General features: G+C 45.3%; 7 protein-coding genes. All 7 read right to left on the bottom strand.

Features of this window, described 5'->3' with window-relative positions; genetic code table 11:
- Positions 1-14: 14 nt before the first annotated feature.
- Positions 15-1,688, bottom strand: a complete 1,674-nt coding sequence (locus tag FHX64_RS11915) for a ribulokinase (protein WP_183414063.1) — start codon at positions 1,686-1,688, stop codon at positions 15-17.
- A gap of 90 nt (positions 1,689-1,778) precedes the next feature.
- The gene (locus FHX64_RS11910) at positions 1,779-3,524 is read right to left on the bottom strand and encodes a sodium:solute symporter (RefSeq protein ID WP_183414062.1); all 1,746 of its coding nucleotides are present in this window, start codon (positions 3,522-3,524) and stop codon (positions 1,779-1,781) included.
- A gap of 218 nt (positions 3,525-3,742) precedes the next feature.
- On the bottom strand, positions 3,743-5,737 hold the full coding sequence (locus FHX64_RS11905) for a glycoside hydrolase family 127 protein (RefSeq protein ID WP_183414061.1): 1,995 nt from the start codon (positions 5,735-5,737) through the stop codon (positions 3,743-3,745).
- A 136-nt stretch (positions 5,738-5,873) separates the two neighbouring features.
- On the bottom strand, positions 5,874-7,238 hold the full coding sequence (locus FHX64_RS11900) for a glycoside hydrolase family 27 protein (RefSeq protein ID WP_183414060.1): 1,365 nt from the start codon (positions 7,236-7,238) through the stop codon (positions 5,874-5,876).
- 486 nt (positions 7,239-7,724) lie between these two features.
- Complete coding sequence (locus FHX64_RS11895) at positions 7,725-8,933, bottom strand: glycoside hydrolase family 88 protein (RefSeq protein WP_183414059.1); 1,209 nt, start codon at positions 8,931-8,933, stop codon at positions 7,725-7,727.
- Between the two features lie 59 nt (positions 8,934-8,992).
- Complete coding sequence (locus FHX64_RS11890; protein ID WP_183414058.1) at positions 8,993-11,056, bottom strand: beta-glucosidase; 2,064 nt, start codon at positions 11,054-11,056, stop codon at positions 8,993-8,995.
- A gap of 96 nt (positions 11,057-11,152) precedes the next feature.
- Positions 11,153-12,220, bottom strand: coding sequence for a LacI family DNA-binding transcriptional regulator (locus FHX64_RS11885; RefSeq protein WP_183414057.1), 1,068 nt, complete (start codon positions 12,218-12,220; stop codon positions 11,153-11,155).
- Between the last annotated feature and the right edge of the window lie 579 nt (positions 12,221-12,799).

Genomic DNA, 12,799 nt, shown 5'->3' with positions numbered 1-12,799 from the left:
TAGTGTGTTGGGTATTATTTGTTTGTCTGTTGCTCAATAAAACCACCAAGTATAGAATATTTTTCATACAAAGCTTTGTAAGCTTTCGCGTTAGCTGCATCAGGCTGATATTCGGCATCAAACCCATTGCTCATAGCTTTTTGGGCATCGAGTACAGAAGGGTATAAACCGCCAACTACGGCTGCTGCCATGGCAGATCCCAATGCACATGCCTGTTCGCTACTGGCAACAAGAATTGGCATATCCAGGACGTCTGATACGGTTTGCATGACGAATTTTGATTTCTTGGCAACCCCTCCTAAGGCAATTACGCCTTTAATTTCTACGCCCTCCTCTATAAAGCGATCTACAATTTTCTTTGCCCCGAAAGCGGTTGCTTCCACTAATGCCCGGTAAATGCGGGGAGCATCCGTTCCCAGTGTAATTCCTGTTATGGCTCCTTTTAGTAGTTGGTTTGCATCGGGTGTCCGCCGTCCATTCATCCAATCAAGGGCAATCACCCCGGATTCACCAATTGGTATTTTCAGTGCCTGGCGTTCCAGTTCCGGAATCATGGCAGAGGAAATTTCATCTATGAGTTTTTTTCTTGTTGTTTCATCCAGCACAGCAGAAGAGCTCAGCAGTGTGTTGACAGGCCACATCAGCAACTCTTTGAACCAAGCATATACATCTCCGAAAGCCGATTGCCCAGCTTCCAGCCCCATCATTCCGGGCACTACAGAACCGTCGACCTGTCCACAAATGCCTTTGACCAATTTGCCTTTTACTTCTTTTTCAGGAGCTATTAGGATGTCGCATGTTGAAGTTCCCATCACTTTACTAAGATAGTAAGGTTTTATTTCTCCTCCAATAGCGCCTAAATGAGCATCAAAAGCGCCGACTCCTACGGAAACTGATTCAGGTAAACCTAACCGTGTCGCCCATTCAGGAGAAAGATTGCCTACTTTTATGTCGCACGTATCTGTTTGTGAAAATAACCGTTCACGTAATCCCTTCAACAGAGGATCTAGCTTAACAAGAAATTCTTCGGGTGGAAGTCCGTCCCAATCCTCATGCCATAAAGCTTTATGCCCGGCAGCACATCGGCTGCGTTTCATGCTAAGCGGATCTGTATTACCTGTGATTAGTGCAGGAATCCAATCGCAATGTTCCACCCATGAAAAGGAAGCTTCGCGTACCTTTGCATCCTCGCGGAGCACATGTAGCAGTTTTGCCCAGAACCATTCCGAAGAATAAATCCCTCCTTCATATTTTGTGTAATCTTCTCCGCCCCATGAACGGGCCATTGTATTAATCTCTTCTGCTTCCTGTGTTGCTGTGTGATCTTTCCATAAAACGAACATTGCATTCGGATTTTCGGCAAATTCGGGTAACAATGATAGCGGAATACCTGCTTCGTTAACTGCAACAGGCGTTGATCCGGTGGTGTCGACTGAAATAGCCACAACATTTTCAGCCACGTTATCCGGAGATTTCGAAAGCGCTTCCCTGATGGTAAATTCAAGCCCTTCGATATAGTCAAGCGGGTGCTGGCGGAACTGATTTTTTGAAGGATTGCAATATTTTCCTGCTTTCCAGCGTGGATAATAAAATACGCTACCAGCTACTTCTTGCCCATTTTCTGCATTCACAATAAGGGAACGAACTGAATCCGATCCGTAATCCACTCCAATGGTGTATTTTGACATAACTTCTTGATTTAAATATTTTGATTTTCAGATAAACTATCAGATGATTTGTTGCTGTAAAGAATTCTGTTGGTTATTATTCACCTTTTGTTACCAGAAATACCAGTAAAATGCAGCGCATAAGGCTACAACGCCCAGTGACGTAATCACATCCCATTTGTTCCAGCTTTTGTTGATCAACGCTTTGTAATCTTTGGTAAAAGTGATAAATTCAACCTGTTGAGCAGTTGGTTTAGGCGTAAAAAACGATACCACAACCATGGTCAACATAATGAAAATAAGCAACCAAACTTCAAAAATAAGCCAGTTGGTGTGCCAGAACCAATAGGTAGAATTCCAGAAAGAACCGGTCATTACGTTTTTACCCGTATCTGTTAATATATTGGTCAGCAAGCGTACCATACCGATACCAAAACCGACTATTAAACCAGTTTCGCCGGCTTTAGGGGTAATTTTTTTTGAGAATATTCCCAGTACAAATACAGCCACCATGGCCGGTGCAAGCAACGATTGAATCCCTTGCAGGTAAGAATACAAGCTGCCGAGACTCATCATCACAGGTATCCATGCCATACCCAAGATAACCACTACAACTGTTGCAATACGACCTACCAAAACATATCTTTCTTCGCTCTTACCCTTGAAGTTTGGTTTATAGAAATCTTCTGTAAACAGCGTAGCACAAGAGTTGAAGAATGCAGATAATGAAGTAACAAGAGCCGATATAAATCCAATTGTTACAATCCCTTTAACACCAGCAGGTAATACGAACTTCACCATTTGGCCAAAAGCCATATCAGGGTTGGCCAATGAAAAACCGCTATCAGGACGTGCAGCCAATGCAGCTGCTACCATTCCTGGAATCAGGAACATAAAAACAGGTAATAATTTAAAATAACCGGCAGCGATTGTTCCTCTGCGGGCCCGTTTCATGACCACATCGTTGGCTTCGCCTTTGCTTTGCCCGAGTACCCGTTGAACAATATGCTGGTCGGTTGCCCAATACCAGAATCCGATAATAGTAGCTCCGATAAACACCCAGAAGCCCGGATAGTCGTCATACAACGGGTCACCGGTATTGAAGTGAAATAAATGGTTGGTGCCGTAGGCGACGCCATCCTTACCGACATTAAGCGTTTTGGAATAATTAATCATGTCTGTCCAGCCAGCACTGATACTTCCATGACCGAGCGCCGATAATCCAAGGAAAAGTACCAGAAATGAACCGATGATTAGAATGGGTGTCTGAATAGCCGATAGCGTCATTACGCCTTTCATGCCGCCAAAGACAGTGAAAATCCCTGTCAGCACAATCAAGCCGATAGCTCCGTACCAGAATGGCAAACCAAGAAGACTTTCCATAAAAATACCACCCGTGAAGGCTGTGACGCTTACTTTGGTCAGTACGTAGGCTATGAGTGTTATGATGGATAGCCACGAACCGGTGGCTGGTGTGTAACGGTTTTTGAGAAAGTCGGGCATAGTAATGATTTTACCTAACTTATTGTTCATAAGCTGATAAAATGGAACGAAAAGCCACCCCAGAATAAGAATCATCCAACCCTGCATTTCCCAGTGTGCCATACCAACACCTGCTTTTGCTCCGGTACCTGCAAGACCGACAAGATGTTCCGAACCAATGTTGGCCGCAAAAATAGCCGCTCCGATGATGTACCATGGTTCGCCTTTACCAAAGAGGTAATCTTGACTGTCGGCACCCTTTTGGGCTTTTTTATGCTTGTTTATCGAATACCATACTGCCCAGGCTACAGCCAGAATACCTACTGCAATGATTACCCAGTCGAGCCAAATAAACTCATGTGAATTCCAATTCATTGTTTTTTGTTTTTATTAAATTTATGATTATCTGTTGTATATCCAAGTGCTTTTATGCGCTTTTCCCGTTTCAGGAAAAGTTGATGTCCGTGCGTATGGCAGCATGCCGTTTGTAACCCATTTCTTTAGATGTAGGCGATTGAGATGTTCGTTTCATATTGCTGTCCTTTTCAGAAAGTTTTGCTTGTTGTATACATGTATTATTGCCTGTATTTGCTTCATTTATGATTTTCCCCTGAATGGTCAGGAATCCATACCTCCATCTCATCGACTCCCCGGTTGCTCCATGCGTAATATGGAATGGCTTTGATGAGGCAGCTCTGATTAACTACTCCTTGATTCGTTTGTTTAACCACTTTGGCCTCGCCTGTTATCATGTCGATGCCACCTAACAAATCAGGATAAAATGTTGTTTTTAGTTTTGTGGCATCGGGAAGTATGATGTCCGAAACATTTCCTCCGTTATCTATTCCTTCCAGGCAATAGACAATCGGACCCCGTTCCAAAGTCACTTTCCCCTGATCATTCTTAACCTGCTGATTGGCTATCACACGTCGGATAGGCATGGGAAGGGTATATGCAATCTCGTCATTCTTTCCCCATGTCCGGCTAATAACGGCATATCCTTTCCTTTTTATGAAAGAAACAGGTTTCCCGTTGATTCTTATTGTAAAAGTTTTCGGATCAGTATGTTTGAACGCATACAGGTTGCTGGGCACAGGCTGGTTTTGTACCCACCCCGGGATACGGAGGCAAACTGAAAAGCGGGAAGGATGTTCCGGATGGACACCTATCCTGATATTTCCGCTCCATGGATAATTTGTCTGTTGATCTATTTTTACCGGCATTCTTCCGTTTAATGTAACGTCGGTTTTGCTGCCTACAAACAAATTGATATAAAGGCTGTCCCTGTTTTGTGCGTAAATATATTTTGGCAGGGAAGGCATGAAGCGGCACATATTTGTGGGGCAACATGAGCAATCAAACCACGGCTGGCGGGTTAAACTTTCCCGGTTAAACTGGAACTTCCCGTCACAGGCAAGCGGATTGGCATAAAAGAATTTATCACCACTGATGGAAACTCCTGCGCGTAAACTGTTATATAGCGTACGTTCAAGAACATCAATATATTTTGCATCTCCATGCAACAGGAACATGCGGTAGTTCCAGAATACATTTGCAATAGAAGCGCAAGTCTCATTATAGGCAGTCAGGTTTGGCAACTGGTAATTATCTCCAAATCCTTCCCACTTTGGAATGGCGCCGATACCTCCAGTAATATAATATTTCTTTGAAACCATATTGTTCCATATCTTGTCAATGGCATGCCGATAAGCAGTATCGCCGGTTAGCGCAGCAACATCGGCCACTCCTGAATACAGATAACCGGCCCTCACCGCATGACCTTCAGCAACAGTTTGATCAACGACCGGTTTGTCATCTTGTGAATAAGTGGATCTGGGATTGTTGTATCTTCCCCGGCAGTCGATAAAAAACTTGGCCAGATTGAGGTATTTCTTTTCGCCGGTAATGCGGTATAAACGTACTAAACCCATCTCAACGATTTCATGTCCGGTAGCATCATGTCGCTTGCCGGGACCAAAGACGCGGCATAGCAGATCGGCATTCTTGAGTGCAATATCCAAGAAGTTACGTTGTCCGGTGGCCTGGTACCAGGCAGCGGCAGCTTCAAAGAGATGTCCCGAATCGTAGGTTTCATGGCTTAGTATCGATTCATTTACCCATCTTTGGGCACCGGACCATGGGTGCGGATGTTCCGGGTCAATGGTGCGGGCGGTATATAAATATCCGTCCGGTTCCTGGGCTTTCCCAATAATGGTGATCAGGCTATCCACATACTTTTCGAGCTTCGGGTCAGGGTGGACTGTCAGGGAATAGGCAGCTCCCTCAATAATTTTATATATATCCGTGTCGTCAAATGGATATTGGGTCTGGAATTTTCCTTTAAAGGAAGGGTCTGCATTTTTCTTCCCTGCAAGGATAAAGTTTTCTACCCTCCCGGTTTCTTCGCACTTTTTGAACGATGAGGGGATGGTTACTGTCCGGTTAGTGTCAATCCTGGGAAGCCAAAACTGGTCGTCAATAGTTACTTTGCTGAACGGAACTTCCTGAATAGGATAGTCTCTCCTTTGAGCCATCAAAGGCAGTGATATCAGCATTATTCCTAATAATAAGTGCTTCTTATTCCTCATGGTAATATGGATAAAATGCGTGTTTTTACGGGTTGCTTAAAACTTGCTATAATCGTATATTCCCAAATTTTGAATCTGCTTATCGGACTGACTCATCTCCTGAAAAGCTTTATCAGGTCCGTTTGCTTCCTTTTTTTTATTGCCTTTTTTGTAATTTGTATAGCTTCACTCCATGCCGGGGAACCACACAGGTGAATGTTTCGCCAAAATGGCCTTCTGTTTTATGTGTCCAAATATTAGTGACCATGCAGGACGATGCGACTCCTGCCAATTGCCGGTTGACGGACACATGTTGAGGATTCTGATCATCCGTGGCATTAAAAACAGCCAGATATTTATCTCCTTTGGGTGAGTCTGCTGTCCAGATCACTATCCCGTTATCGTTTTTCAACAGCCTGTTATGGATGCTGTGTTGATCAATATACAGCACATCCGGATTTGTGATGAGCGATAAGGTAAAAGCGTCGTTTGAAGGTAAGTCTCCTCCAAAGATCAATGGCGATTTACAAATTGCGAAAAGGGACATCAGCGTATATTGTTCATCGGGCGTGAAGTGTGTGAGCCGATTGTTACCCCGCTCTGAACGAATGCCTATTCTGCCAAGGGGCAGCATATCCCCATCCGGCCAATGCCCATAGCCTGAATACCGAATCCATTGTTCGAACAGGGCAAAATGTGCTTTCTCTTCAGGCCAGTTATCCCAGAAGTCGTCCATAATACGCCACATGTTGGCATGGGTTTCGATGTGGTCTGCCTCGGTAATGGGCGTTGCTCCCGGAGATGTGCTTAATACGATCGGACGGCCACATTGATCTATGGCTTTGCGGATCATATCAATCTCATCTTTGTGGTAAGGACGAGACAGGTCATCGACCTTGACAAAGTCCACTCCCCATGATGCATACAAATCGAACAAAGAGTTATAATAAGCCTGTGCTCCCGCTTTTGTGGCATCTACGGTGTACATGTCATGCAACCATTGGCATAGTTCATTCGTGTTATAGATATCATCTGCATGATAAGGAGAGTTCAGGATAGGCGTATTTTCTTTGACTGCAATCTTGGGTATGCCACGCATGATATGAATTCCGAATTTCAATCCAAGATGGTGCACATAGTCAGCCAGCGGTTTAAATCCTTTATTATTGGCAGCAGAGGGGAATCGTACCGGCGAAGGGACAAAGCGTCCGTATTGATCTAAGCAGTACTCGGGGTTTGTCTCGTTGTATCCGTGGGTTTTAGGATTACTGACGTACCAGCGGATATCTACCACGATATATTTCCAGCCAAATTTTTTCAAATTATGGGCCATATAACTGGCATTTGCCTTAACCTCTTTTTCTGTTACCGTAGGACCATAACAGTCCCAACTGTTCCATCCCATTGGCGGAGTAGGAGCCCATTGGAGAAACTTCAAACTATCGCGAACAGCGGGATGGGCAAATCCGGATATTCCTAATGACAAAGTCAATAACAATATAGCAATACGGGTCAATTTCATGGTTTAGTAAAATATTAAAGAATGTGTGCTTTCAATATGATGTATTTCTATCGTAATAGAGTGTATCAGCAACAACAAGCCTTGTCTCTTTTTTATTTTTGCATAATTAGTTAAGCTGAAACCACATATGTGCCTGGCTTCAAAGAATAAAAAAAGAGGTCCTAATGGTCAGAATTAATGGGTGTAAAAATAACACTTATTTCGTACAGCCATCATTTTAATTATATGTTATGCAACATAAAAAGATTCCCCTCTTAAATCCAATCATGTTGATGTGGGTATAATGGAGTCAATGGTCAGTTTTTCAGCTGATTGATTTTATTACAGGCAGGGTTTGACTATCCGGAAAAGAGGAATGATGGATGGATAAAAAAGAATGCCGGGTAGTATGGCTGTCACCCAACATTCTTCTTTATGAGCAGGGATTCCTTTCATGATCTCATCTGGCTTGGTTTATCCGTGCTTTCTGCTGTTCTTGCTCCTTAACTATTTACGGGGAAATAACGGCTTTCCCAAAAGGAGGTTACGATAACGCGTCAATGCTTCGATGTAATAGTAGTCGGCATAGGTAAGCGGGACATCTATTTCTGTATGTCCCGGCAGGTTTCCTACACTGTGCATGAGAATGAAATCTCCGTTTCCCCCCAACTTTGCCCGGAAGGCAGGAGAGGAGAGTGTCCTGATCTGGGTAGCTGCCACCTGCAAATATTCCTTCGCCTTTTCCCTGGGAACATATTGGCTTAATTCGATCAGCGCCGAACAGATGACCGCTCCTGCCGAAGCATCACGGTAGGTGTGGGGAATTGCCGGATCGTCAAAATCCCAGTACGGAATCTTATCCTTGGGCAGATGGGGATTGTTCAACAGGAACGAGGCTACCTTTTCTGCCTGATGCAAATAGGCCATATCCCCTGTTTCGCGGTAACACATGGTGTAGGCATACAAGGCCCATGCCTGTCCACGTGCCCATGAGGATGAATCGGAATAACCCTGTACCGTTTTATGTGCAACAGCCCTGCCGGTAATGGTGTCATACGAAACAAGGTGGAAACAACTACCATTGGGTCTGAACTGATTCTCCAGCGTCTTGTTGGCATGGGAAACCGCGATCTGCCCGTAGCGTTTGTCTCCTGACAGATGGGCTACGTTAAAGAGCAGTTCCAGATTCATCATGTTGTCAATGATCACCGGATATTCCCATTGTGTACCGTTCCATGAGCGGATGCACCCCACAACCGGATTGAAGCGGGTACTTAACGAGTGGGCTGCGTTTTCCAGTACCTGCTTATAGGCAGGATTACCCGTGATGCGGTATCCGTTGCCGAAGCTGCAGTTAATCATGAACCCGACATCATGGGTATCTGTGTTGTATTGTTGACTGGCCACCCGTTGGGTAAAGGTTTGGGCGTACGACTCCAGGTGTTTGTCTTTTGAATATTCATATAAATACCAGAGCGATCCCGGGAAGAAGCCGCTCACCCACCAGGTAGGGGAACAAGTCACTAAGTTCCCCTGCCTGTTGATGGTTTGTGGTAATCGTCCTGGATAATGGAGCATTGTTATTGCCATGAGAGAGTCTTGCTTAATGGCAAAACTCAGGTTATGGTCAATGAGGGATAACAAGGATTCAGCCCTGGCCTGGCTCACTGGAACGGATAACAACAGGACTAGCCCGAAAAAATATTTTCTGATCATAGGCTATGTGATAAAAAGAGTTGGATCAGTAGTCGGTCTTAACGAAAAGATGAGTGTGCCTACTGCATCCTGAAATTTCCTTTTAATTGAATATCCTGTGATGAAGCAGCCGCATATACTTTATACACTCCCGGCATGATTTTCCATGCATGGGAGGTAGTGTCCCAGTACGACAAATCATGTGCGTTCAGTGTGATGCTGACATGGGCCGATTGTCCCGGCGCCAGATTTACCCGCTTAAAGCCCTTTAATTGCAAAGGCGGTTGTGGAATAGCCGGCGTGGAAGGCATACCGAGATAAAGCTGTGCCACTTCGGCCCCTGCACGTTTCCCGGTGTTGGTTACGATGAATCCTACTGTCACTGTGTTATGCTCAGGTTTGGAAATGGTGAGATCTTTATAGGCAAAGGTTGTATAGGACAAACCATAACCGAAGGGGAACAGGGGTTTAATCTGTTTAGCATCATACCAGCGGTATCCTACCAATATGCCTTCCGAATAATGCACTGTCCCATTTACGCCCGGATACTGTTCCACGGTTTGTGTGGGCAGATCGCTATCCTTTTGCGGGAAGGTGATAGGTAGTTTCCCTGAAGGATTGACTTCGCCGAACAATACGGATGCTACTACATTGCCGTCTTCCTCGCCCGGATACCAGGCTTCAAGAAGCGCTGATGCTTTCGCAATCCAGGGCATGAGGACAGGGCCACCTGTTTTTAAGACCACAATAGCATGGGGATCTGCATTCAGTACTGCTTCTGCCAGTGCGTCCTGATTGCCGCTAAGGGTGATAGGATGATCGCGTCCTTCTGTCTGCCTGTCACCCAGCATAAGGATGGTGACATCTGCCTTTTTGGCTATTGCCAGTGCCCGGGCGATATCCGTCCCGTCATTGACCTGTATGGAAACATTGGCTCCTGCCAGTTTCTGAATGCCTTCCATGGGAGAAACGGTGAGGATGGGCTCCACATGGGAACTTCCGCCACCTCCGGTCATAGCCTCTCCGGCAAAGGGTCCGATCAGTGCAATGGAATGGATTGCATGGATATCCAACGGCAGTACATTATGCTGGTTCTTCAGCAACACCACCCCTTCTGCTCCAATCTTCATGGCAATGGCTGCATCCTTCATCACCGGGATGGCACCTTGTTGGGGAGTCTCCCATACACCGAAGCGCATCATGGTACTATACCTGCGGATTAGCTTTTCATTTAACAGGGATTCGGAGACTTCTCCCGACATGACTGCTCTTTTCAGTGCATTGCCGAAATAGATGCCAGTAGGCATTTCCACATCCAAGCCTCCCCTGGCGGCAGGGACAGTGCTATGTACGGCACCGAAATCGGAAGTAATAAAGCCATCGAACTTCCACTCTTTCCGCAGGATATCCGTTAACAGGAAGTCATTCTCACTGCAAAAAGTACCATTGACCTTATTATATGCTGCCATGACGGAGCCTACATGTCCTTCTTCGACAGCTGCCCTGAAAGCCGGCAGGTAGATCTCCCGCAATGTACGTCCATCAATGATCTCATTGATTTTGAACCGGTCGGATTCCTGGTTGTTAGCCACATAATGTTTCACATTGGCAATGATGCCGCAACTTTGAATGCCTTTGATTTCACCCACTCCCATCCGGCTTGTCAGAAAAGGGTCTTCCCCGAAGCTTTCGAAGGTTCTTCCGCCGTGGGGAGTGCGTGCTATGTTAACATCCGGCGATTCCAGGAAGATGTTGCCTAACAACAGGGATTCCTCACCAGCCACTTTGCCATAATCATATGCGGCTTGCGTATCCCATGTAGCTGCAAGGGAGATAGGGGCAGACAATGCAGTTGCTTTTCCCTGGTGGCCATATCCGGCAGGTCCCAGTCCGGCAGGCCCGTTGCAGACGGTCAACGGAGGGATGCCCAGCCGGGGGATGCCGGGGACAATGCGGAAGTCGGTGTCATTCTGTATCCCGTGAAGCTGGGATATCTTCTCATCCAGTGTCATTTGGGCAACGATCTTCCGGGCACGGGCATTGAAATCAGGATGATCGGCTTTTGGAGCTGTAATAGCCCCCTTCAGCGCCATCGGTAATGCAAGGCATACAGCCATACCGATAAAAATAATCTGTTTCTTCATAGTGTAGTGTAATTTATAGAGTGAATAGATAGTTAAATGCGTGAATATGAATTGTCTTAATGGTTGTGTTCGCGCACACATACCGGGATAGTGTAATCATTGGTTTTGATAGTAATCAATGTTTTCGGGCAAAAGAATATCAATAGGGAGATAATTTTCTTTTGGCGGGGTCTTCTTTAGAATAAGGTATTCGCAGAGCGATTTTATCCCTTCATAGCCCTGTTGTTGTGGGCGTTGTGCGATCAGGGCTTTGATGATGCCTTCCTTGAGCAGTTTGATGTTTGCTTCGATGACATCATACCCGATGACACTGATGTCGTTGATGTTTCTTATTTTCAGATAATTGGCAAGGATATGGGCTTTGGAGTTAAAGACAATGCCACCCCTGATTTTCGGTTTACTCTTTAGCAGAATATCGAGCTCCCTGAAGTTATAAACCGGATCATCCAGATACAGCTCAATACGATGGATTGTGCCGCTATAGGCGGTATGGTTCAGGTAATCCAGGAATCCGGTTTCCCGGTTGATCCATTGATTGGAGTCCTGATCGCCTATGTTTAATATTTTGGGAATGACAATATCAGCATTCTTTTTGATGTTATACAGTAACATCTTGGCTCCGATCTCACCGCTATCCCCGGAATTGGTTCCAAAATAGGCCAATTGCTGCTGTGCGGGGATATTGGCATCGATATAATTATACGGAATCCTGAGAAGATCCAGCGTTTGGGAAAATTCAATCATCAGGTTCGAAAACAGGGTAGCCATTAAGACGGCATTAAAATCAAAAGATCCTGCCAGTAGCTCGTTGATGATTTTGCGTAGTGAATGGCTGTTGTGCTGGTCGAACAAAAATTTCTCAAGATGTACGCCATAGCCCGCAAACTCTCCTTCAGCCCGTTGTATGCCTTTATATACCTTTTCCCAGTACTCTCCCGGTTGAAAAGCGGGAATGATGACGGCAATTTTATAGTGTTTCTTTGAGGCAAGGGTCCGGGCCATCATGTTCGGCTGATAATTGACCACTTCCAGAATGGCTTTTACCTTTTTGAGGTTTTCTTCAGACACCCGCCCCCTGTCATGCAGTACGCGGTCGACTGTGCCAACCGAAACGCCAGCCATTTGGGCAATATCTTTGATCTTGATATTTTTATTTTCAGCCATAGTAAAATGTGCGTGGTTAACCACTGCAAATATAAAAAATAAAGTTTGGATATTTGTTGTGTGTGCGGGCACATTTTTCGGGATAAACTGATCTCCTTTCTGCAATTTCAGGGATGAAGGGTTTCCCTCATTTCTCTTCTCTTCGGCTACTATTGAAGAAGAAGCCGTCTTGATTTTTTCCGGAAATAAAACTTTTTTGTCATTTCGGCTTATTGGTCTCTCCCGGCTTTCGGCCATTCTCTTCCCGTCTCGTCGGATGTAACAATCCGATGGGTCAGGCAACCCTGTTCGCCTTGGTTTGTTTGCCAGATTGTTCTGCCCTTCTGATGAAGGGAAGTACCCGGAACGGGGTTAGGGTTAGGTTTTCTTTAACCTCGTCGCGTTGGATTTACAAACCCGACATGGCAGGGGCATCATTGTGCCAACTGATTTAATATTACGACGCCCTGCATCTTCCTGGCGATATCGTATCATCCTTCTGTAACAAATATTGAGCGGCTCTGCAGCAAGGGAAGGAAAGCGAAATTTGGAAACAGGATTTATGCCATACGGAAAAACACCCGAAGATATGATTGTAAA

The sequence above is a fragment of the Microbacter margulisiae genome (genome assembly GCF_014192515.1).
Lineage (GTDB): Bacteria > Bacteroidota > Bacteroidia > Bacteroidales > Paludibacteraceae > Microbacter > Microbacter margulisiae.
Note: the sequence above shows the minus strand (reverse complement) of the source record. Positions and strands in the feature narration are given on the sequence as shown.